The organism is Secundilactobacillus paracollinoides, assembly GCF_001702155.1.
Taxonomy (GTDB): domain Bacteria; phylum Bacillota; class Bacilli; order Lactobacillales; family Lactobacillaceae; genus Secundilactobacillus; species Secundilactobacillus paracollinoides.
The window spans coordinates 1,338,429-1,360,471 of record NZ_CP014912.1; the positions used below are offsets into that span (position 1 = coordinate 1,338,429).

Consider the following 22,043-nt stretch of genomic DNA (forward strand, 5'->3'; position numbering starts at 1 on the left):
GTTTTTTGAAACGGATGTGTGGGTAAAACCAATAATGTAACCGATTTCACACAGTTGTTTAATTCTGATTATAGGGGTTGGGATTGGAAAGTCAACGAAGAACGCGCTAGTCAAAAAAGACACCGACCGCAATGGCCAGTGCCTTTAGTTAGCAGTGTCTTACTTTTTATCAACCGTAATATCACGGCTGTTTTCAAGAATCTTAGTCCCCTTGATCGATTGCAGGTGCGCGATGTCACCGGTGAATTCGAAGCACCCAAGGTACTTGCCGTCTTCATCACGGATAGCGAAGTATGAAATGTAGACCATCTTACCCTTTAGTGGCAGCCAGAATTCAAATTGGTCACGGGTGCCGGCGTGAAATTCCTTGAGGATCTGTTCCACTTTATCGCTGGCTTGCTTTGGGTGGCATTCCAGCACTTCTTCGCCAACTTGTTTTTGCGTCCGGCTGAAGATCCGGTTGCCGTCATCGGTAAACCACTTGAAATGGTCGGTGGCGTCCACAAAGTCAACTTCGAAGGGCAGGGTGTTCAACAGGACGCGCAGGGTTTCCAACGGAATATCGCCAGTGGGGAAGTGTAAAACGTCATTGCCGTCTAAAGTCACTTTTTTATCAGTCATGTTAATTTCCTCCTATATGTGAAGCGTTGTTAGTGTTCAGAAGCACCGGTCGTGGCATCAGCCGCAGCCGGTTGGTCTAAATCAGAAGAGTAATCGCTGGTCGTTTCCTTTGATGCCCCCGTAGTTGCATCATCGTGTTCGGAAGCACCAGTGTTGGTGTCAGTTTCCGGCTTTGGATCGTCTAAGTCTGAAGAATAGGTGGGCCCATCGTCCGATTTATGAGATGCGCCAGTAGTGGCATCTGCTGGTTTCTCGGAAGCACCTCTAGTGGCATCCGTTCCCGCAGCCACCGGCGTGTCTAGATCAGACGAGTAGGCCATGCCGTCAGCCGGTTGTTTGGAAGCACCAGTCGTGGCATCAGCGGCCTGAGCCGGGTAGTCGAGGTCGGACGAATAATCTGACGCCGTATCCTTTGAAGCACTTGAGGTCGCATCAGTGTACTCAGAAGCACCAGTCGTGGTGTCGGTCGTCGGCTGTGTCGGTGCATCCAAATCAGAGTAATAGTCGAGGCCACCAGCTGGTTTCTTCGATGCGCTCGCAGTCGCATCGGTCTTCACAGGGTGGTCGAGGTCAGACGAATAATCTGGCGTGGTGTCCTTTGACGCACTGGTCGTGGCGTCTAGCTGCGTGTCACCAGTTGGCACGTAATTGAAGCCCATATAGCCGGTAAATTTGTTAAAACAGTGGTCTAACCACTTAACGGCCAATGGATCAGCCAGCTCGTCACCGTTAAAGGCGGCAGCAACGTCGGTCAGAACAAACTGATCACCGGTGAGTAACCCGGCATTTAGTTCGGGCGACCGTAGAATAGTTGAAAGATTGTCGAGTGCGTCGTCAACGCCCTGGTCATCCAGGGATGCGCCAACCAGCATCGTTGGCTTGTTTTTAAACGAATGGCCCGCCACCGCCAGCCAATCAAGCACGGAACTTAGGGCTGATGGAATGGCATGGTGAACCTGTGGGGTGCCAATGATTACCCCATCTGAGGCAGTAATAATTTCAAAAATGGCTGAAACCTTGCTAGGAACTTCACTAATATCCTCAGAAAAAAGCGGAATGTCGTTTATCTCACAAAGCGTGATGTCTGCGTCGCTTGAAAAGTGTGTTTTCAGGTAATTTAACAGCTGACGGATGTAAGGTTTTTGCGAATTCGTTCCGACAATGGCAACTAATTTCAATATGACCCCTCCTTTATAAAGAAGAATGTAACCCTTTACACTGTTGATTATAGTTTATTCCGAAAATATTTCAACCGTATTCCGTATATACGTAAAATAGGTTTCTAAAAATAGATATTGAGAAAAGTTGCTACAATAAGGCTTTTCGGTTGACGTAAGCACAATTTTGCACGATAGTTATTTTGTTAACGCTTTTATTTAGACTGGTTCTAATCACCTGATAAATGAATTGTTCAAAAATATACAAAATAATGGGGCGTATATTCTATAAAATATGCTAAAATCGAGTTAATAATTATTACGGATATATGTATTCGTTGTGAGGAGGAAACAAAATGAGGTTAAAGGGGTTAAGAAACATTATTGGGATCCTTGGGGCGCTGGTGTTTTTTGCGCTGGGGATGAGCGCGGTGACTACGCAGGCGCATGCGGATAGTAGTTCGACTACATATAGTGTGCCGATTAGTGTGCCGATCGAAGTTGATCAAACGGATACGACAACTCCGTCACTGGCGGAACAATACTTTCCTGCAAATGCAACGGTCACACTAAATGGGGATAAGTATGACGTCGATATTGATTTTTCCTCTAAAGGTTATTCCTATATTCAAGGTATTACCGCAAATGGAGTAGAGGCAACTAAGGGCGCTACTGATTCTGATGGTGGAGGCCATTGGAACTTCAGTGTTTCTGATAAATCGCCAATTGTTGTTCTAGGATTTAATATTGTTGTTGGACCGATGAAGATGAATGTAAGTGCAGACCTTCATATTACTTGGGATGGTGTACCTGATCTAGATAGTTCATCATCTTCGAGTTCAAGCTCCATTGTCGAGAGTAGCTCAGCATCAAGTAGTGCAAGTTCTAACGATACATCGACGACCGGAGAATCTAGCTCAAGTAGTTCTTCAAGTTCTTCATCTTCTAGTCAGCCAAGTCAATCTTCATCTATTCCAGGAAAGACAGTTGATCCAACTACAGGATGGACATACGTTGTACTTCAGGCTGACAGTAACAGTAAATCAATCGCCGACCAGTACTACACTCACGTTGCTAAGATCACACCAATTGCTGACAACAAATATCAAGTAACGTTGGAAGTTAGCTATGCCAAGAGTCTCGGTATGGGTAGTAAAGGCGTTGTTCCATTGACAATCGACGGGCAGAAAGCTCATAATGTAACTTATGGGACGTCAGGTAGCAATTATACCGTTACTTATAGTTTTGACATTGATAATTTAGATGCGTTAAATAACGTCATTGATGGGACGATTCACGTCACCGTCCCAGTAGCTAATATCAGCCAAGACTTCGGTGTTCGATTCAAATTCAGTCACGCCGCCTCTGCTGATACCGGTTCAACTGGTGCTGATAAAAAAGATTCTTCTTCACCAGCCACAACAAACGGCAACGGCTCAGGCACCACAGCCACGGCCACTTCACCAGACAAAAAGGCTACAGCAACCGTCAACCCAGGCAGCAACAATGCCACGGGTTCATCAAGCAAGAGTTACCTGCCACAAACAAACGAACAAAAACAACAAAGCCTCATGATGCTTGGCTTCTTGGCCGTCGCATCCCTGATCGGCTTTACAATCTACAAAAGGAGACATGCATAAATGAAAAAAGTAGCGACACGTTGGTTAATTGGACTTGTGATGACGATTGCGGTTTTGATCGGCATTCAAGGGCAAACGGCCTACGCGAAATCCATTAGTTATCAAGCTTTAACATACGGCACCAACAAGACGTCGATTGCCAGCGGCTACTTTGTTCATCCCACTAGTGTCACCGTCAAAAATCATAAGTACGTTGTTACCATGCGCATTAAAACGGCGAAGAAGTTGACGTCCTATCCCGTTAAGGTCTTATCCGTCAACGGTGGCAAACCGCAAAACGTGCGTAAGGTGAAGGATAGTGCTGGTAACTCTAACCTGTACTACTCGTTTACGACCACGAACCTAAAAAAACGGATCAATGCGAAGCTAGCCATTGATGTGCCAAAGGTTTACAAGGCCAATCACATGATCACGTTTAAATTCAGCACGGCCGGTCTCCCTAGTTTGGCGAGGCAAGGCAGCGCGGCGGTAACGACTAAGGCTGATACTGCAAGCACGCAGCCCAGCAAGGGTCAATCATCGACTGCAAGCACGCAGCCCAGCAAGGGTCAATCATCGACTGCAACAAAAAGCCAATCTGCAAGTAATCGTGAACCAAACGAAAGTAGTTTAAGTGCGTTAAAGGCCAAGAACGAGAGTAGTTCAAAGGCGGCTAGTGCGAGTGTTGCGCCTAAGAAGGACAGCAGCAAAGCCAGTTCTAGTTCTAGCAGCGCTTCAAGTAGTGTTGGGGCTTCAAGCACGCCAAACCAAACGGCGAAGGCCGAAGATAAAAAGGATCAGAGTCAACCCAAGTCGAAAACACCCGTGTTGATCGTCGGCATCATTGTGATCATCGTGGTCGTTGGCGGCGGGGCCTTCTGGTTCACCGGCGGCCGTGGCCGTCACAGTGGGGGGAATTAGGGTGAAATCGCCTCGAAAAATTGCCGGTATCGTGATCGGCATCATCATTGTTTGCGGAATTGCGGGCGCGTTGGCCATCCATGCCACGTCGTCTAAGTCGAAGAACGCGCGCATTGTCGCAACCACATACGGGATCGTACAGATTACGAATCGGCTAAAACTCCCATTGGTGGGGGTGCCGACAACCGCAAATAAGATGCCAGCACGCTACAAAAACGTGAAACGCATTGGCAGTCCGATGAGTCCGAGCGCGGAAAAGATTGCGTCAACGCACCCGACCACGGTGTACGCGGTCAGTGTGTTGAAGGATCAGTTTGGCAAGTCGTTTAAGCAACAGCATATTAAGCCGCATTTCTTATCGTTACAGAGCGTTGCTAATTTGAAGTCAACGCTGACACAAATGGGTAACCAGTATGACCGCAAGTCGGAAGCCAAGTCTGCCGTTAGCGAGATCAATCAGGCTGAAACGAAGGCTAAGAATCGGGCCGCGGGCAAAACTAAACCGCGCGTTCTAGTCCTAATGGGGCTGCCAGGGGCCGGTTATATGATCTGCACCAACAAGTCATACGTAGGCGACCTTGTTCGGCTGGCTGGCGGGAACAACGTCTTTTCGTCAAAGACGCAATCCTATGTGCAACCCAGTGATGAGGCAATTGCTAAGGCTAAGCCCCAGGTGATCTTACGCCTCGAACACGCGATGCCGACGATGGTCACCGAACAATTCAATACTGAATTTAAGCAGCAATCATTTTGGAAACAAACGCCAGCGGTGCAGCAAAAACGGGTCTATGACCTGCAGGAGCCAAACTTCGATGCGACAGCGAACATGCATGCCGCAAAGGCACTGGGCTTGGTTTCAAACTGGTTGTATCCAGCGAAATAGGATGATTAAACCAGATGTTCGTTGTGGACGTCTGGTTTATTCTATACATATGACAAAAAGGAGGAACTACCAAATGTCAAAAGCAGGCTGGGCATACACCGTGGTCTTGATCGGCCTCATTGTGACCTGCGTCATCGCGCTGATGTGCGGCGTGACCTTCTACACGCCAACACAGATCTGGCAGGCATTTTCGGGTCAACGGCCAGCCATTTTAAACAATATCCTGACGTTTCGGTTATCGCGGATCATCGCCAGTATGGTTGGCGGTGGTGTCCTCGCGGTGGCCGGCGCATTAAGCCAATCGGTGTTCCGAAACCGGTTGGCTGACCCAACGATTCTCGGGGTGACGAGTGCGGGCGACTTGTTCATTTTACTGGGCGGCTTTGTGTTGCCGGCGTTACCGTTTGAAAAACTGGTGTTGGCATTGTTAGGGGGTGCTGTCGCGTTGGCACTGCTGACCAACCGGCGAACCCTGAGTCAACCGTATATGCTGATTATTGTTGGGGTGGCGCTGAACTTGACTTTCCAGGGCTTCAATACCCTATTTACACAGGGCATCAGTGTGACCTCTGATACCAGTCTCAACGGCATCACGTGGTCATCAACGCTGATGTTGCTCCTTGTCGGCTGTGTGGGCTTGATCTTGGCGCTGATCCTCTCGCCGTGGGCCAATAATCTAAAATTATCGGATGAACAACTCATGACAGTCGGCATTCCCGTGAAAACAATGCGCGTGGGCTTACTGGCGCTGGTGGCTTTTTTGTCAGCAACAGTGACGTCGGTTTTGGGCACAATTCCGTTTGTCGGCATCATTGTGCCCAACGTGGCGCGAAAACTGGTTGGGCATGATTATCAGACGTTGATTCCATTTTCGTTACTGAGTGGGGCTTGGTTACTCTTGATCTGTGATACGGTTGGTCGGCTGATTATTTTACCGAGTGAACTGCCTGTGGCCACATTAATGACTGTCATTGGTGGCCCATTCCTGATTTGGCTTGTCTTGAAAGGGGGTCTTGGCCGTGGAACTGAAACACGTTAGTTTTGCGTATACTCCGGATCACCCGCTGGTAAAAGACTTCACTGCCCAAGTACCAGAAGGCCAAATTTTGACGATTTTGGGGCCAAATGGCGCGGGTAAGTCGACACTCTTAAACTTATTGGATGGTCAGTTAATGCCTAGTGAGGGCGAAATTTTGCTGGCTGATAAGCCGTCGGCAGATTATAGTTTGAAGGATCGGACCGCTCAGATTGCGGTTGTGAGTCAGCAACACCAAACATACGATGACATGACTGTCCGCGAAATTGTTAAGATCGGCCGACGTCCGTTTCATGGGTTATTGGATACGGTGACGGATGCTGAAGTAGCGCCGTTTTTAGATCAGGTTCAATTAACGGCATACGCTGACCGGGCACTGACTTCACTTTCTGGTGGTCAGCAGCAACGCGTATGGATCGCGATGGCCCTGGCACAGGAACCGAACTATCTGTTGTTAGATGAACCAACGACCTATTTGGACATTCGCTATCAGGGCGAATTGATGGCGTTGATCAAACAACTGCAACAGGATCAGAGCATGACCGTTATCTTGGTGCTGCATGATATCAACCAGGCGTTGCAGGTGAGTGATGCGGTCTGGCTAATTAAAAATGGGGCGCTGGTTCAGGCTGGGACGCCGCAGGATGTGATTAATGAGCAGTTGTTGAGTGATGTGTTTGAGATGACTGTTCGGATTGTGGACCTGCCGGATTACGGGCGGTATGTGATTCAAGTGCCGGAGGTTGTTGGACAGGATTTTGATTAGGACACTTATATATACGAAAAGCGTTCCGAGGATGGTCTTTTTTGACCGGGCTCGGAACGCTTTTTCTTTGGAGGTTTGGGGATTTTTATTTAGGAATAGTGTTTGATGCTTTTTATGCGGAGGGCTTACTTTATTTAGTGAACCTTCCAAGTTTTTTGGAGTGGGTTTTCGTTGATTTAGTGCTTGTTGCTGCGCTGGTTTTGGCAACGTAGCCGAAACGTGTTCCAGGGGGCTGAGGGCTCCTGCGTAAGGCACTTCGACCCAAAAAGTCAGGCCCGGACTTTTCGGGTCAAAGTGCCTTACGCTCCGCCCTCAAAGCGCCCCCTTCCACACTCTTATACTACCAACTAGCCTTCTTAACCCCCGGAATCTGCCCTAAATGCGCATACTTGCGGAAGTTCAATCGTGACATTTCGAACTTTCTCATATAGCCGTGGGGACGGCCGTCTATTCTGTCTCGGTTGTGCAATCGGACTGGACTTGAATCCTTTGGTAACTTAGCTAATGCTTCGTAGTTACCCTCTTTTTTGAGTTGCCGACGGATGTCAGCGTACTTTGCGACTAGTGCTTGTTGCCGTTGGAACTTTGCGATTTTTGATTTCTTTGCCAAATTTTGGCCTCCTAATGATGTAGTGTTTGGGTAATGGTGTTGGTTTTCTCGGCCACCGTGCCGAAACGTGTTCCGCAAGGCTGAGGGCTCCTGCGTAAGTAACTTCCGGCACAAAATCCAAAACCGGGATTTTCTACCGAAAGTTACTTACGCTCCGCCCTCAAAGCGCCTTGCTACACACTCTATAAAATGATCACGAACAATCTACCATATTCAAAAAGAATAACGGTTACGGTTTAGAATTATGCCTGAAAGTCGTTGTTAAAGCAAGTAAATAGCTTACGAATTTGTAAAACGTAACATTTACTATTTACAAAACTGGTTGACTTTGGTAACCTTTAAAACGTAATAATTACTATTTAAAATCATTTGGAGGTTATTGGTATGTTTAAAGGTAGATTAGAACGTAGTTTGGTCGCGATAGCAGCACTGATTGGGGTTGGTGCCGCTTTGACCGGTTGCGGGAAAGCGTCGACTAGTAGTAACGGCCACAAAATCGATGTGGTCACGAGTACTGATTTTTATGGTGGCGCGGCTAAGGCTGTGTTGGGCAACAAGGGGACGGTGCATTCAATCATCAATAAACCATCAGTGGATCCCCACGACTATGAGCCAACACCGGTTGTGGCCAAGCAAGTGCACGCGGCGGATGTGACGGTCGCAAACGGTATCGGCTACGATAGCTGGATGACAAAGCTGACGGCAAATAGTAAAGCGACTAACATCAAGGTCGGCGACGATCTAATGGGTAAAAGAGACGGCGACAATCCGCATATCTGGTATAATCCGGCAACGATGCCGAAGCTAGCAAATCAACTAGTAGCAACCTTTGCGAAGGCGCAGCCAAAGAACAAAGCCTACTTCGAGAAAAACGCGCAGACCTACATTAAATCACTGAAAAATATCCAGACTGAGATCACAACCATCAAACAATTAGCCCAAAAATTGCCGAATAAGCGCGTGTACGTCAGCGAACCGGTCTTCGACTATGCGTTGGAAGCAACTGGTTTTAAGGTCGCAAACAAGTCATTTGAAGAGGCTATTGAAAACGAAAGTGACCCATCGCCAAAGTCTATTGCGGCAATGCAGGCGGGCATTAAACACCACAAGGTTGCCTTCTTTGTCAACAACAGCCAGGTCACCAGCAAGACAACGAAAAATATTATGAACCTGGCAAAGGCCAACCACGTACCGGTGTTACAAGTCACAGAGACATTGCCAGCTGGCAAGAATTACGATCAGTGGATGATGAGTCAGTACCGGCAGTTGACGAAAATTTTGAAGACTGAAGTCGGAAAATAGCGGGATGTCTGTGTCTGGTTAACCAATAGTCATGAAAAATGAGTCCATTCAATTATGACTTGAGAACAACCGGCAGTCACCACGCCATGAGAAGCAATGCTGTTAATAGGCTAGGCACAGTCGAGGGCGGATTTCTCTGCAAACAGTCTTTGATTATATTTCGATAGTTAACAAGTGGAAAAAGTAATTTCAATGTCAGTGGAATGTAGTAATTTGGCACGGCGCTGTGGTGTCGACATCAGTTGGCGACCGTACTTTGGTCGGTTACTGATGTGCGAGACGATGAAGATCCATTCGAGAGCTGCACAGCAGAAATCGAATTAGCTTCATCGCGAGCCACTTCAGCGTCGTGCCAAATTGCGGAATGCAACGGACGTTTAACACCATCATTTTACAGACTTGCACAGAAACAAATAAACCGATAAAATTAAACTAAATTGAAAACGCACTAGGGGTGCCAGAAATGGCTGAGATAGAAGAAATTCTGATCCCTTCGAACCTGTTAAGTTAATTCTTGCGAAGGAAAGTGTCGACATCCATCGGGTAAAATAAGGATCTCTCACTGGTTGCGGTTAACCGTATTCAGTGAGAGATTTTTTGGGTTAAAGCGTCCGATGGCAGTTAAAATGAGGAGGGTTTCACTTGGGTAACACGAAGTTGAGCGGTTTGTTCCTGTTGTGGGCGGGGGCCGCGATTTCCATCGCTGAAATTGTAACGGGGACGCTGGTAGCGCCGCTGGGTTGGCTGGAAGGGCTGACGGCGATTTTGCTGGGGCATTTGATTGGCTGTTTTGTGTTTCTGCTGCCGGTTGGCTATTTGTCGGCTAAGCGAGACCAGACGGCGATTCAAGCAACAGGCTCAGTGTTTGGCAGCGCTGGCGTCGGGTTGTTTTCGATTCTAAATGCGGTTCAACTATTGGGCTGGACGGCGGTGATGATCGTCAACGCACAACAGGCGATGAACGGAATCGCTAAAACGCTATTCCACTACCAGTCTGCGGTGGTGATGTCAGTGATTGTGGCGGTTCTGATCGTTGTTTGGCTGCTGATGGATCACAACTGGCTGTTCAAAATTAACAACGCAATCGTTATTCTGTTAGCCGTTGGCATGCTGCTGATCCTATGGACGATCATTGCCCATAGCGGCGGACACACTGCGTCCAATTTGGCACCCATGAGTTTCGGGTCGGCTGTTGATTTGAGTGTGACCATGGCGCTGTCGTGGCTGCCGCTGATCGGTGACTACACGCAGCATACTGACAAAACGTTTCAGGCCAGTTTGGCCAGTGTCAGCGGCTACTTTGTGGCCAGTTTCGGCATGTTTGCGTTGGGGATGTTCACCGTTATTTTAACCGGTGAATCCAATTTTACAGTGGCTCTGTCGCAAACAAAACTGGGGTTGATTGCGCTGTTTATCATTGTGTTTTCAACGGTCACAACAACATTCATGGACGCCTATTCGGCAGCAACGAACATTGCTAATTTGGTCAAAGCCAAGCGCGTTAATGTGATTACTATCATCGTTACTGTGCTTGGTTTGGTGATTGCGCTGGGCGTTTCTATGGCGTACTACGAAAACTTTCTGTACGCGATTGGGGCCGTTTTTGCGCCGTTGTTTGCGATCCTCTTCGTCAGTGTGTTCTTCATGCACGCACGGCTAGCCGTATGGTTGAACTTTGTTTGGTGGTTAATTGGTGTGGTGGGCTATTCCTGGCTGCAGAAACTGGACTTCTTTTTGGGGACAACGTTCTTCCTGGCGCTTATTTTGGGTGTCGGCGTCTACCTGACTGGTCTGGTGGCTAGGAAATACCCATTGCTGGACTAGACAAAGGGGTTATTTGGTCTCATGACAAAACGCGTTTACTATCTCGCCATGACGTCGGTGCTGGTGGCACTGGGCGTTATTGGTGGCAGTTTATTTGAATTTACGGTCGGTGTTGCCAAGGTGGCACCAATGCAACATTTGATCAATGTGGTTTCAGGCGTGTTACTCGGGCCATGGTTGGCAACCACGCAAGCGTTTTTAACGTCCTTGATCCGCAACTTGATGGGAACGGGTACAATTCTGGCGTTTCCCGGCAGCATGTTCGGTGCTTGGTGAACTCATTGGCACAGGCATTATTGGCGCCTTTGTGGCTTACCCGATTGCTGCGCTATTTCTGGGAACGAAGGGCGCACTTTGGGTGTTTGTCCCGAGCTTTTTCTTGAGTGCTTTGGTTGGCGTGATTGTTGCCTACGTTGTGCTGAAAAGCATGTGGGCGACGGTGATCAAACCGCAAATGGATCGATTGAAATGAAAAAAAGCGATGGTCACCAGTAACCCGGTGGACATCGCTTTTAGTTTTGTTTTGGCATTAATACCATATCTAAGTGTGGAATATCATCTTCAAGATAAACATCAGATTTAGGTTCAAACCCAAATGATTCATAGAATTCTTGTAGGTATGCCTGCGCTTGAATCTTGATCGGCTTATTCGGGAAACGTTGTGCAATCACGTCCAGCGTTTCTTGGACGATTTTTCTGCCAAGGCCATCTTTCCGAAATTGGTCAACAACCAGTACCCGACCGAAATTTACTTCGGTGTCTCTATTCATGACTCGGGTGTAGGCTTGTAGGTCGCCATTATCGTTAAAAAGGGCCACGTGCAGGTCGTCGAAATCATCATCGTCCACTTCCTGATAGGAACAGTTTTGCTCGACCACGAAGACCGCAACACGGGCTTTAAGGATGGTAATCAGTTGTTGGGGTGTCAGTTCATCAGTTTGTTTGATAAGAAGCATACGCATTCCTCCCATGAATTAAATGAATGCATCGAGTATAAAACTATTTTGTGGTAAATGCAACTAAAACTATTTGTAACGTGTAGAATTAGATGATTTATATAAATCTTGTATGCCGCTTCGTTCCGCCGGTCGGCCCTGCAGGCTGAGGTGGGGTCGCTTCGGAGCTATTGAATTTCCTTTCAGAAATTCAAGGATTTCCTATGTCTCCCGTATTAGTAGCCGACCCCAAAACGGTCGCTAACTAATACCGACACCACAACCTGCAATGCCGACCGGCTCCACTACGCTACAGCGTCCAATCAGCCCCAACATTCTGTGCCATCTGGTTCGTCAGTTCAAGTAATTTCTGCCGGTCGGCTTCACTGATACCGGTCAGGGCGACTTCATTTGAGTAGTCGTTTTCCCGTTTCAGCGTTGGGTAAACGGCCATGCCCTTATCCGTTGCGAACAGTGCCTTATTCTTATCGTTACCGGGCTGTTTGCGCCGTTCAACTAGCCCTTTTGCTTCCAGTTTTTTGATGGCTCGGGCAGCGGTGGAACGGTCGATCTTCACCAGTTCGGCCAAGTGGCTCTGGACGATACCAGGATGCTCGCAAATGCGCACGAGGTACACGTACTGGCCTTTTGTGAGGTCGAATTGTTTGAACTCCACGTTGGCAATGGCGTCCAGTGCGCGCGCAATCGTGCCGATATTTTTTAAAACGTCATCTTCCATTTAATGACCTCCGATCCTAGTGGGTGCTGATCATGTGGTATTCACTATCAACTAAGCGGAAGGTGTCTTCCAGACCGCTTGTGACGGCGACTTCGTGGTTCCGAGTGACAAAGACAGCCTCAAGTCCCGGTTGGGCTTCGATCAACGCCGGTCCCTTTTCCATGCCTTGATAAAACGCTTGGGTGGTCCAAATATCACCGTCGATGGAGCGGTCGCTGACGATGGTCACGCTGGCCAGGTCGTTTTTGATCGGGTAGCCGGTGTGCGAGTCAAACATGTGGTGGTATTCTTGGCCGTCAATGACGAGAAAGCGTTCGTAGATGCCAGATGTGACCAGCGATTTTTCAGCAGTGTTTAGGACGCCAGCTGGCACATCCCGTTTTTCGTCCGGACTCTGAATCCCGACACGCCATTTTTGGTCGTCATGGGTGCTGGGTCCGACTAACAGAATGTTGCCGCCGAGGTCGATGATGCCCGTTTTGACGCCGCGTTGCAGCCACAGCGTTTTGATGGCGTCGGCAATGTAGCCCTTCGCAATGGCACCCAGGTCGAGTTCCATGCCTTTTTTTGTCAGGAAAACGGTCTGGCGCTCATCGTTGAGTTCGATGTTGTCTGGGTCGATCAGCTGCAGCCGTTCTTGAATGTCGGCGTCCTTGGGCAGGTTAGCGCCGTCGAACCCGATGGCCCATAGTTTAACGAGCGGGCCAATGGCAACGTTAAACCCAAGGTGCATGGCGCTCACCGCCACCGCTCGTTTGACCAGCAGGTAGGTGATGGGCGATACCCCAACGGCGTGGTCGCCCGCCGCGTGGTTGATGGACATGACCTCAGACTCATTCCGGTTGACGGTCAGCAGGTCTTCGTAGTGTTGAATGAGTTGGAAACCGGCAGTGATGTCGGCTTCAGTAGCGGGTTCGGCAACGGTCAAATTGATGGCCGTGCCCAGTCCGTAAAATTCTTTATGCAGCAAGATTAGTCGCGCTCCTCGTGTGTGGTTTCAAAAATTCTGGTTGCTAGGTCGATAAAGCTTTGCGCCTGTTTTGTCGGCTCATTTTGATTGTTGTAAACGATGGCGATGTCGCACTGTAATGCGGTGGGTGTCAATTTGATGACCTGGGTCCGTGCCAATAATTCCGGTGTGAGTGCCGACTGTGGCGCAATCGTGGCACCCATACCACCGGCTGTGAGACTCATCGCGGTGGTAATGTTGGCGGTGCGCAGTACGATGTTCGGCCGGACGTTGTACTTGGTCAAATAACTGTTTACGATCCGTTGAAAGCCGGTCCGCTCAGTTTCGACAACGAAGTCCTTGCCGTTGATCAGTGGGCTGATGTCCAGTTGTTCTTCGGGTACGTGTTCGATTGCCCACTGTTTTGGCAGCAGTAGCGCACCGCCATCGGTATACAGTCGCTGATAGTGCAGGCGTTCGTTATAGGCTGGCGTAATGCCGACGTACAGGTCAAGTTCCTGGTTCAACACTTCTTCTTCCATTGTAGCAGACGTTTTCTCGCTGAGCTGCACCTGAATCTGCGGGTAGCGCCGGTGAAATTCAGGCAACACGGCAGGCAACACCACCTGGGCCAGCGATTGGTTGACGCCGATAGTGAGTCGGCCGACTCGGTTATCCGCAAAGTTATTGAGGTCGTGGGTCATGGTTTGATAATCGGCAACCAGTTTGCGGACTCGGTCGAGGTAAAATTCTCCGGCGTAGGTGAGTTTTAACGGATGTTCGGTTCGGTCGAGAAACGAGATTCCGTACTGTTTTTCCTGATTGCGGATGATCTTGCTAACCGTGGGCTGGGTCATAAAGAGTGCTTCAGCGGCCTGTGAGACATTGCCGTAAGCCTGGATGGCCTCTAATATCTGAATCATTTGGCGTTCACGTTCCAACTGTTTCACGAAATAACCCCCTTCAAACGTGGTAGATAGTTATAGTATGCCAAAAACGGCATAGTTTTTCAATTAAGAATCTATTTCACAAACAAGATTAGCCGTTGCATAATGGTAGTGTCAAAATAGATAAGAAAGCGTTTTAATTTTATGCTCACCAAATAACAGCTGGGCGCATCAACCTGCCAACCAGCTCACTTTCTTAAACACGTTGGCCGCGGGGACTTACCCGCGTTGTGTCAGTACTAACTCCATTATTTGAGGTGAAAACTGTGAAAATAACGGCACTTGTTGGATCAAACTCGAAACACTCGTCTAACCGCAAACTCTTACAGTTCATGGCCCGTCACTTTGACGACCAGGATATTACGGTGGCCGACATCGACCAGATTCCAATGTTTAATGAAAACTATCCGGGCGGTGACCCTCAGTCGGTCATTGACCTGGCGCACCAAATAGAATCGTCGGACGCGGTCATTATCAGTTGCGCCGAACACGCGCACACGGTGGCCTCGTCACTGAAGAGCGTTATCGAATGGTTGTCCTACAATCTTCATCCGTTCGCCAACCAACCCGTCATGATCGTCAGCGTCTCGTCGAAGCCACAGGGTGGCTCGCGTGCCCAGATGGCCTTGCGCGGCATCCTGAACTCGCCCGGTGTCAACGCGGAAGCCTGGCAGGGCAACGAATTTATGCTGGGTAACGGCGACACCGCGTTTGATGACAACGGTGACCTGAAGGACGCTGGGACTGTTAAGTTTCTCGAGTCTTGCTTCAGCGACTTTTTGACGTTTGCTGAACGCAAGAACATGGGTAAAAAGGAGGCCGCTAAATGAAAATTGCTGCCATTGTCGGCACGAACGCTGACTTTTCCTATAACCGTCTGCTGCTAAAGTACATGAAGAAACATTTCAAGCAGCTGGCTGACATTGATGTGCTGGAAATTGCTCAGCTACCAGCGTTTGACCAGGATCTGTCCTACGAAGAACAGTCCATGGCTGTTTGGCAGTTCAAACAGGCCGTGAAGAACGCGGACGGGGTGATCTTCTCGTGTCCCGAGTACGACCACGCCATTCCAGCGGCGCTAATCAGCGCCATTGAGTGGCTGTTCTACAACCCTAAGAACATCTTAGAGGAAAAGCCAACGATGGTCGTTGGCGTGTCTTACGGGACACAGGCAACGTCGCGGGCACAGGAACAAGTGCGGGCCATTCTGGCTTCACCTGACTGTAACGCCGCCGTGTTGTCCGGCCATGAAGTACTAGTTGGCAAAGCTGCCAGCAATTTCACCAAGGACGGCAACATTACCGATGCCGCTGCTGTGAAGAACCTGGAAGAAAGCTTTACCAGCTTTGTTCAACTGATTGATGCCTTAGAAAATCGTACGAAGGAGGATGATCTTATGACTTTGAAACAACCATTCGTCAACGAAGCCTATATTAACTTCCCTACTGGCCGGCTGACCTTTAAGGAAGCCCAACAGATTTTTAGTACCATTCCGTTTGAAATTGATTTAATTGACCGGACCGACCACTTTGCTTGGTACTCCGATAAACCAAATCGTGAGCACGTCCGCCACGTGAATGAAATTGGTGAAACCGTCGAGGAATGTCACCCACCGAAGGCCTTGCCTGCTGTCAAAGCCATCATCAATAGTTTCAAGGATGGCTCACGGGACATGGTCGAACGGCCATTGATCATGCACGGTCATCGAACACTGATTCAGTACTATGCCTTGCGTGATGTAGACGGGTCCTACCTTGGCACCATCGAATTTACGGGTAGTGTGGAACACATTATCGGCTTATTTGAAAAGGGTGCCTTTGCGGATGTCATGAGCGGTGCGTCAAAGCACGGGTCAGACGCTGCTGATACGACCACCGCGGCTTCTGAAGCCACCGGTGCGCCAGTGGACGATGCTGCGGATGGTGCTGCTGACGCAACGACCAGTGCGTCAAAGACGGAAGCGGCCTCTCCAATTGCCGTGCCTGCTCAGGACGACCAACATTTTAAAGCTGGCAAGTACACGGTTCAGGCCAAGGGACACAACGGTGATTTTCCGCTTGATGTCACCCTGTCAGACGACCGGATCGAAGCCGTTGAAGTGAAGGGCGATACTGAAACGAAGGGAATCGGCGACACGGCTTACGTGAAACTACCTGCTGAAATCGTTGCTGGTCAAACCTTAAATGTGGATGTTGTGACCGGTGCTTCTGACACCAGTCACGGGATCATCAACGGGGTTGCCGAAGCCGTACAACAAGCTGGCGGGAACCCGGATGCGCTGAAGGCCCGTGCGAAATACGTGAACCCGAATGCCGATACCGAGGATAAGACCATCGAAACGGATGTTGCTGTGATCGGTGGCGGGGGTGCTGGCTTGTCAGCAGCTGCCACTGTGTTAGATCAGGGCAAGAAGGTCGTTTTACTTGAGAAGACTGCGGCACTTGGCGGCAACACCGTCCGTGCCGGGGGCCCAATGAACGCGGCTGACCCAGACTGGCAGAGCAAGTTCGATGCCCTTCCTGGTGAAGACAAGTCGCTGCAGGCTTTTGTGGACATGTACGTCAACGATATTGATGCCGACTACCAAGAAGACTTCAAGACCCTGCAAAAACAAATTACCGATTATTTGGCTGATACCAAGAAATCTGGCCACGAGTACCTGTTTGACTCCGTTGAACTGCACCGGATCCAGACTTACTTGGGCGGTGTGCGGACCGATCTGAAGGGCAACCGGATCTTCGGGAAGTATCCACTGGTTAAGAAGTTGACTGACAACGCGCTGGCCTCACAAAAATGGCTGGATAAGATCGGCGTTGACTTTGATTACTCGCAAGTCACGATGCCCGTTGGTGCGCTCTGGCGCCGTGGTCATAAGCCTGTGCAAGAAGCCGGCTTTGGCTACATCTCAGCGTTAGGCGACTACATCAAGGCCCACAACGGCCAAATTTTGCTGGAAAGTCCCGTGACGGAACTGATCCATGAAAATGGTCAGGTCAAGGGCGTTATCGTGAAGAAGGCCAATGGTCAAACCATCACCATCCACGCGCAAGCCGTTATTTTGGCTGCCGGTGGCTTTGGTGCCAACACGAAGATGGTGCAGAAGTACAACACGTACTGGTCAACCATCGATGACAACATTGCCACAACGAACTCGCCAGCCATCACTGGTGACGGGATCCGACTTGGCGAAAGTGTCAATGCTGGGGAATTCGGGATGGGCTTCATCCAAATGATGCCCGTTGCGGATCCTGAGACCGGCGAACTGTTCTCCGGGATTCAATGCCCACCCGCAAACTTTGTGATGGTCAACAACAAGGGGAAGCGGTTCGTGAACGAATTTGCTGAACGTGACGTGCTGGCTCAGGCGGCCTTTGATAATGGTGGGTTGTTCTACTTGATCGCCGATAACGAGATCAAGAAGACGGCTTACAACACCAGTGAAGACAAGCTAGAACAACAGGTCAAAGAAGGCCGGTTATTTAAGGCGGACACCCTGGATGATTTGGCAGACCAGATCAACGTGGACGCTGCGGCCTTGAAGGATACCGTTGCCAAGTACAACAGTTACGTCGATGCCGGCAAGGACCCAGAATTCGGCAAGAACGTCTTTGATTTGAAGGTTGAACACGCGCCATTCTACGCAACGCCGCGGCGGCCAGCCATTCACCATACTATGGGTGGTCTGACCATTGATCCGGATGCGCATGTTTTGGATAAGGACGGTGCTAAGATCAGCGGTTTGTACGCAGCTGGGGAAGTTGCTGGTGGGTTACATGCCGGAAATCGTCTCGGTGGGAACTCATTAGCTGACATCTTCACCTTTGGTCCAATTGCTGCTAAGACGGCAATTGGCGAGCTGGTGGATACTGTTTCTTCAGCTTCTAAGACTGATTAGCGGTTAAATATATTTTTAAAAATCGGTTTCTCTTTTGACGGAGAAATCGATTTTTTGCGTAAATTGACCTTTACACGATCTTTACAAGTTCGACATAAAACATTTACATTAGTTTTTTATAATGACATCAGCAGCTAAACGAAACTAAAAGGATGTAGTAATTAGTTTAATTTGCTGAATTTATAACTGAAGGGAATTATGATGAAAAAAAGTTTGGTGAAAGTGGCATTAGGTGTTGCGCTATTAACAGTTGGAGGAACGGTTGCCAATGCTTCGGTTTCAGAAACAGCAAATCAAGATATTCATAGTGGTCAAGCATACGCCTCAGATACGGCTGTTGTTAACCGTTCGTCTGAGGGAAGTAAAATAATCGTTGGGGGTAAAGATTCTCTTGGAAAAATGACCACGCACCCTTTGGGAGGAACATTCAATTATGGGGTTCATGGACTTTTGAAATTTTCTCAATTTGCGGACTTTAAATGCAACCGTACACATCGAGCCACAGCCATGATGAATAAGCATTACACAAAAACAGGGTGGGAGGCTAAAAATACTTGGGCGAAAGCAGAAACTCCTTCATATTGGAGTTATAGTTCTAATAATTCATATTACGATTATAAATAGAAATCTGTGACTGAAAAAGGAAGTGCCGTGAAATGAAGATAGTCAACAAATTACTGTTGATTTTCATGACGACGCTTTCTTTTTTGATTATTTTTCCTGCTTTTATGAATGCTCACTACAATCAGGTAACTTCATCTATTGAAAAGGAAATGTACAGAGTGAATTTACCAATTAGTATTGATAGAGATACTTCTATGAATCTAACTAAACTGAATGGTTTAGTAAAAAAGCATTGGAAAATTATCAAAAAAGAAAACAATATCGTCACAAAATCAACCACTTATTTCTATTTTCCAAATGAACAAGGAATACAAGTAAAATCATCGAAGGATATTATTGAGAAAGATATTTTTGGGAAAATTATCATTGAAAATATCAATAGTCTGCCATCTAATAGTCTACTCGGAGGAACTTTTTTTATGAAGCCAAGTCAAAAATTATCCTCTTATGATGTGCAGAAATATTTAGTGAAGCAATTTAACGAGCCAAGGATAACGGTTGATAAAGCTAGACAAAAACAATACACACCTTTTGTTGCTCATAAGCAACAATTATTATTAGTTTTAATAATCAGTATTATGCTTTTACTGTTTGCACAGATTATTGAACAATTGCTATCCTTTAAAGAAATAAGTCTTCGAATACTATTTGGATATTCAAGGTGGAATATAATTTGCTTTCAGGCAAAAGCCAACCTGAAGAACCTTTTTCAATCCACGTTAATAGTAATCCTGTTAACTGGGTTAATATCAATCAGATTTATTTATGAAAGTTTCTGGTGGCTCATATATAGTGATCTAGCGGTAATAGCATTTGTATCAATTGCCATGACTATTTCGATGATTCTATATATAGCATATGTATTCATATATCAGCCTAAAAATTTTTACTTAAAGGGAAAATATCCAGCAAAAAGAATTTTTCAAATGAATATCTTCTTTAAAACCATACTTATGCTGGCTTTAGTAATTGTTAGCTTGAAATTTGTTCCAGAAGTTACGCAAACTGCTCTGTCATTGTCAAATAGTAATAAGACGAATACTGTTTTAGCAGGATACTCTAATGTACCTTTAATGCCAACTAGAAGTATGCTTAAATTTGAAGAGGAAAGGCCAGACTTGCATATTAAGGCGACGCAAAATTTATTTACAAATTTATACGCACACAAGTTACTTATTTTTGCACCAACTGATGAAACTAAAAATAGGCTGTTTGAACATAAAAGGATTAAAAAGAGCACTATTAGAAGCAATATCGTTTATGTTTCTCCTGAATACATTAGAATTAATGATTTGAAAACAAATCAGGGGAAAAAGTTAACAATCCATGAAAATACAAATTTTGCTACGGTTCTCATTCCGAAAAATCTTTCCAACCATACAGATAAAATTATGAAAATTATGCAAAAAAGATATTTTGAAGAAGCGTCCTCATTAGGTAGGAGCTTAGGAGTTTCTGATAAGCTGGGAAACAACGTTAAGATACCAAAGTTGCATTATCAGTCTATTAAAAGTAATCCAAAATTAATCAAATTTTTTGATGAATATTCAGCTTTGAAGAATCCGATAATCTTTGTTTTACCACAGCAGCTTATGAAACTTCCAGCTTCAGTTTTTGCTGATAATATTGCAGGAGATTCAAATAATTTTTTCTTCCAGGATAAAGACGGTCAAGTTGAAAAGTTCATTAGGAAAAGTATCATTTCAGGAGATTACCCGAAAATGGTTTCTGCACAAAAACTAGTTGCGACTATTTTTGATCAGAACGTAAAAGCAAATACAATGATTGGAATACTTAGTTTTCTGCTGGTAATCAGTTACTTAGCATTAACTCTATTTGCTGCAGAAGCCTATTTAATTACTAATGGTAAGACGTTCTTTTTAAAGAGATTGTCCGGATATTCTCTTCTTCAGATATCCAGTAGTTATTTTTTAATTAGTTCCATTTTCTGGAGTGGTGTTATTTTTGTTCAAATTTTAAATCGTGACGGCATATCCTCTATCGGTTTCTGTTTGATACTTGGGTTAACAGATCTTTTTATCAGTTATAGCGCAATCTATTTAAAATTAAAAGAAATCCGAGGTACTGATATTTGGAAGTGACTGTGAAAAGTATAAGTAAAAAGTTTAATGATCGAAAGATATTTGGACCAATAACACACCAATTTAAATCTAATAGCTTTACTGCTATAAAAGGGGCAAGCGGGACAGGAAAAAGTACATTTTTGAATATAATTGGTTTAACTGAAGAAGCCTCTACTGGGAAGGTTTTGTTTAATGACGTTGATGTTTCAAACGTTAGCAAGTCAAAAATTCGCAATTACTACAAAACAATTTTAAGTTTTGTTTTTCAAAATTCTTTACTAATTCCTAACTTAACTATTGAGGAGAATTTATCAATATCAAGCAAGTTTTTGAAAATAAAAAAAGGTGAGGAAAAAGAACTCTTTAAAATTGCTCTAAGTCAAGTTGGATTGGATAACTTCAATCTTAAGCAACGTGCTTATACACTAAGTGGTGGTGAACAACAAAGAATTGCAATTGCGAGAGCTTTCATTAAGCCAAGTAAAATCATTATTGCTGATGAGCCTACTGGATCATTAGACGATGAAAATGGCTTTGTAGTTATGAACTTACTAAGTAAATTACAACAGAGTGGTAAAACTATAATTTTAGTGACTCATGCCAATCAATTTGATGAATTTTTTGACGAAGTTATGTATATATGATGAATCTTAGATTTTTGTAATTTTTTTTCAAAGTATGGCGATAAGTTTCCAATATTTTGAATTACCAACTAGCTATTCTACGTTTTAGTGGGTAGCGAGTAATTATTTTTGGTGTCGATGTTTTTAAGAATGCTCACTTTTAAAAACTTTCAATTTCAAGCATCTCTATCGTTTTTTACAATAAAACCCTCACAACAATTATAGGGGAATGTTGTGAGGGAGTCTCCAATAGCCTAGTACTCAATTACAAGTATCGAGTAAAGTAATTATACCTTGAAAAGGGTTTAAATACAATGCTTTTTGCAAAAATGTATTGCGTACAATTTATTCTTAAGACGGTGGTTTAACAAACAATATTTATAATTATGTTGGTCATTCGTTAATTGTCGTTGTATTGAAATAAGCTATTACACAAATTAGACCTAATAGTGATGCATAATATGACTGATAATGAGACGTTATTATAGACGTGTTTATGACCAGAAAG

General features: G+C 46.2%; 18 protein-coding genes, 3 pseudogenes and 1 riboswitch. Of the genes and pseudogenes, 14 read left to right on the top strand and 7 right to left on the bottom strand.

The genetic code is table 11. The annotated features are described in order from the left end of the window. Positions 1-159 precede the first annotated feature (159 nt). The gene (locus tag AYR61_RS05650) at positions 160-621 is read right to left on the bottom strand and encodes a PAS domain-containing protein (RefSeq protein ID WP_065902080.1); all 462 of its coding nucleotides are present in this window, start codon (positions 619-621) and stop codon (positions 160-162) included. Positions 622-650: 29 nt separating this feature from the next. Then, positions 651-1,799 carry an NADPH-dependent FMN reductase gene (locus tag AYR61_RS05655; RefSeq protein WP_065902082.1) on the bottom strand — a complete coding sequence of 383 codons (1,149 nt, stop codon included), beginning with the start codon at positions 1,797-1,799 and terminating at the stop codon, positions 651-653. Between the two features lie 335 nt (positions 1,800-2,134). Here AYR61_RS05655 and AYR61_RS05660 point away from each other — a divergent pair, with 335 nt between their 5' ends. The 5 genes from AYR61_RS05660 to AYR61_RS05680 all read left to right on the top strand — a co-directional run bounded on the left by AYR61_RS05660 (position 2,135) and on the right by AYR61_RS05680 (position 7,003). Further along, complete coding sequence (locus AYR61_RS05660) at positions 2,135-3,418, top strand: NEAT domain-containing protein (RefSeq protein ID WP_065902084.1); 1,284 nt, start codon at positions 2,135-2,137, stop codon at positions 3,416-3,418. Further along, positions 3,419-4,318 (top strand): NEAT domain-containing protein, encoded by a 900-nt coding sequence (locus AYR61_RS05665; RefSeq protein WP_065902085.1) that lies wholly within the window; start codon positions 3,419-3,421, stop codon positions 4,316-4,318. Between the two features lies 1 nt (position 4,319). Then, positions 4,320-5,201 carry a heme ABC transporter substrate-binding protein IsdE gene (gene isdE / locus AYR61_RS05670; RefSeq protein WP_054707446.1) on the top strand — a complete coding sequence of 294 codons (882 nt, stop codon included), beginning with the start codon at positions 4,320-4,322 and terminating at the stop codon, positions 5,199-5,201. A gap of 73 nt (positions 5,202-5,274) precedes the next feature. Further along, positions 5,275-6,240, top strand: coding sequence for a FecCD family ABC transporter permease (locus AYR61_RS05675; RefSeq protein ID WP_156770462.1), 966 nt, complete (start codon positions 5,275-5,277; stop codon positions 6,238-6,240). Continuing rightward, positions 6,221-7,003, top strand: coding sequence for an ABC transporter ATP-binding protein (locus AYR61_RS05680; protein WP_065902089.1), 783 nt, complete (start codon positions 6,221-6,223; stop codon positions 7,001-7,003). The genes AYR61_RS05675 and AYR61_RS05680 overlap by 20 nt, the downstream gene beginning before the upstream one ends. Before the next feature lie 340 nt (positions 7,004-7,343). Here the strand turns inward: AYR61_RS05680 and rpsN are convergent, their stop codons facing one another. Continuing rightward, the gene (gene rpsN / locus AYR61_RS05685) at positions 7,344-7,613 is read right to left on the bottom strand and encodes a 30S ribosomal protein S14 (protein WP_054707440.1); all 270 of its coding nucleotides are present in this window, start codon (positions 7,611-7,613) and stop codon (positions 7,344-7,346) included. Between the two features lie 384 nt (positions 7,614-7,997). On the opposite strand from rpsN, the gene AYR61_RS05690 reads away from it, so the two are divergent. The 3 genes and pseudogenes from AYR61_RS05690 to thiW all read left to right on the top strand — a co-directional run bounded on the left by AYR61_RS05690 (position 7,998) and on the right by thiW (position 11,211). Then, entirely contained in the window at positions 7,998-8,915 is a 918-nt protein-coding gene (locus AYR61_RS05690; protein WP_065902091.1) for a metal ABC transporter solute-binding protein, read from the top strand. Between the two features lie 440 nt (positions 8,916-9,355). Continuing rightward, positions 9,356-9,457, top strand: a riboswitch (TPP riboswitch). 100 nt (positions 9,458-9,557) lie between these two features. Further along, positions 9,558-10,739 carry a putative hydroxymethylpyrimidine transporter CytX gene (cytX, locus tag AYR61_RS05695; protein ID WP_065902093.1) on the top strand — a complete coding sequence of 394 codons (1,182 nt, stop codon included), beginning with the start codon at positions 9,558-9,560 and terminating at the stop codon, positions 10,737-10,739. Positions 10,740-10,760: 21 nt separating this feature from the next. After that, a pseudogene (thiW, locus tag AYR61_RS05700) lies at positions 10,761-11,211 on the top strand (energy coupling factor transporter S component ThiW). A 40-nt stretch (positions 11,212-11,251) separates the two neighbouring features. Here the strand turns inward: thiW and AYR61_RS05705 are convergent. From AYR61_RS05705 to AYR61_RS05720, 4 genes are all read right to left on the bottom strand, one after another. Then, positions 11,252-11,695 carry a GNAT family N-acetyltransferase gene (locus tag AYR61_RS05705; protein ID WP_065902095.1) on the bottom strand — a complete coding sequence of 148 codons (444 nt, stop codon included), beginning with the start codon at positions 11,693-11,695 and terminating at the stop codon, positions 11,252-11,254. A gap of 289 nt (positions 11,696-11,984) precedes the next feature. Further along, entirely contained in the window at positions 11,985-12,413 is a 429-nt protein-coding gene (locus AYR61_RS05710; RefSeq protein WP_065902096.1) for a MarR family winged helix-turn-helix transcriptional regulator, read from the bottom strand. 16 nt (positions 12,414-12,429) lie between these two features. Next, complete coding sequence (locus tag AYR61_RS05715; protein ID WP_056987055.1) at positions 12,430-13,383, bottom strand: FAD:protein FMN transferase; 954 nt, start codon at positions 13,381-13,383, stop codon at positions 12,430-12,432. Positions 13,384-13,385: 2 nt separating this feature from the next. Beyond that, positions 13,386-14,312 carry a LysR family transcriptional regulator gene (locus AYR61_RS05720; RefSeq protein ID WP_056987054.1) on the bottom strand — a complete coding sequence of 309 codons (927 nt, stop codon included), beginning with the start codon at positions 14,310-14,312 and terminating at the stop codon, positions 13,386-13,388. Positions 14,313-14,575: 263 nt separating this feature from the next. Between AYR61_RS05720 and AYR61_RS05725 the strand changes: the two genes are divergently transcribed. The 6 genes and pseudogenes from AYR61_RS05725 (at position 14,576) to AYR61_RS05745 (ending at position 21,556) form a co-directional block, all read left to right on the top strand. Then, entirely contained in the window at positions 14,576-15,139 is a 564-nt protein-coding gene (locus AYR61_RS05725; protein ID WP_056987053.1) for an NADPH-dependent FMN reductase, read from the top strand. After that, positions 15,136-16,068, top strand: a pseudogene (locus AYR61_RS15865) (NAD(P)H-dependent oxidoreductase); the annotation flags it as partial. The gene AYR61_RS05725 and the pseudogene AYR61_RS15865, both read left to right, overlap by 4 nt. Positions 16,069-16,299: 231 nt before the next feature. Then, a pseudogene (locus AYR61_RS15870) lies at positions 16,300-18,204 on the top strand (flavocytochrome c); the annotation flags it as partial. A gap of 198 nt (positions 18,205-18,402) precedes the next feature. Continuing rightward, entirely contained in the window at positions 18,403-18,828 is a 426-nt protein-coding gene (locus tag AYR61_RS05735) for a hypothetical protein (protein ID WP_156652783.1), read from the top strand. 65 nt (positions 18,829-18,893) lie between these two features. Next, positions 18,894-20,930, top strand: coding sequence for a hypothetical protein (locus tag AYR61_RS05740; RefSeq protein WP_191982287.1), 2,037 nt, complete (start codon positions 18,894-18,896; stop codon positions 20,928-20,930). Beyond that, positions 20,927-21,556: an ATP-binding cassette domain-containing protein gene (locus AYR61_RS05745; protein ID WP_191982288.1), complete on the top strand. Its 630-nt coding sequence runs from the start codon at positions 20,927-20,929 to the stop codon at positions 21,554-21,556. The genes AYR61_RS05740 and AYR61_RS05745 overlap by 4 nt, the downstream gene beginning before the upstream one ends. The last annotated feature ends 487 nt before the right edge of the window (positions 21,557-22,043 follow it).

What these genes read in the sequence shown, in the direction of transcription:
- AYR61_RS05710 (WP_065902096.1), bottom strand. Translation starts at nt 12,413, where the DNA reads ATGGAAGATGACGTTTTAAAAAATATCGGCACGATTGCGCGCGCACTG.
- AYR61_RS05740 (WP_191982287.1), top strand. Translation starts at nt 18,894, where the DNA reads ATGACGACGCTTTCTTTTTTGATTATTTTTCCTGCTTTTATGAATGCT.
- AYR61_RS05650 (WP_065902080.1), bottom strand. Translation starts at nt 621, where the DNA reads ATGACTGATAAAAAAGTGACTTTAGACGGCAATGACGTTTTACACTTC.
- AYR61_RS05660 (WP_065902084.1), top strand. Translation starts at nt 2,135, where the DNA reads ATGAGGTTAAAGGGGTTAAGAAACATTATTGGGATCCTTGGGGCGCTG.
- AYR61_RS05675 (WP_156770462.1), top strand. Translation starts at nt 5,275, where the DNA reads ATGTCAAAAGCAGGCTGGGCATACACCGTGGTCTTGATCGGCCTCATT.
- AYR61_RS05735 (WP_156652783.1), top strand. Translation starts at nt 18,403, where the DNA reads ATGATGAAAAAAAGTTTGGTGAAAGTGGCATTAGGTGTTGCGCTATTA.
- AYR61_RS05665 (WP_065902085.1), top strand. Translation starts at nt 3,419, where the DNA reads ATGAAAAAAGTAGCGACACGTTGGTTAATTGGACTTGTGATGACGATT.
- AYR61_RS05690 (WP_065902091.1), top strand. Translation starts at nt 7,998, where the DNA reads ATGTTTAAAGGTAGATTAGAACGTAGTTTGGTCGCGATAGCAGCACTG.
- AYR61_RS05705 (WP_065902095.1), bottom strand. Translation starts at nt 11,695, where the DNA reads ATGCTTCTTATCAAACAAACTGATGAACTGACACCCCAACAACTGATT.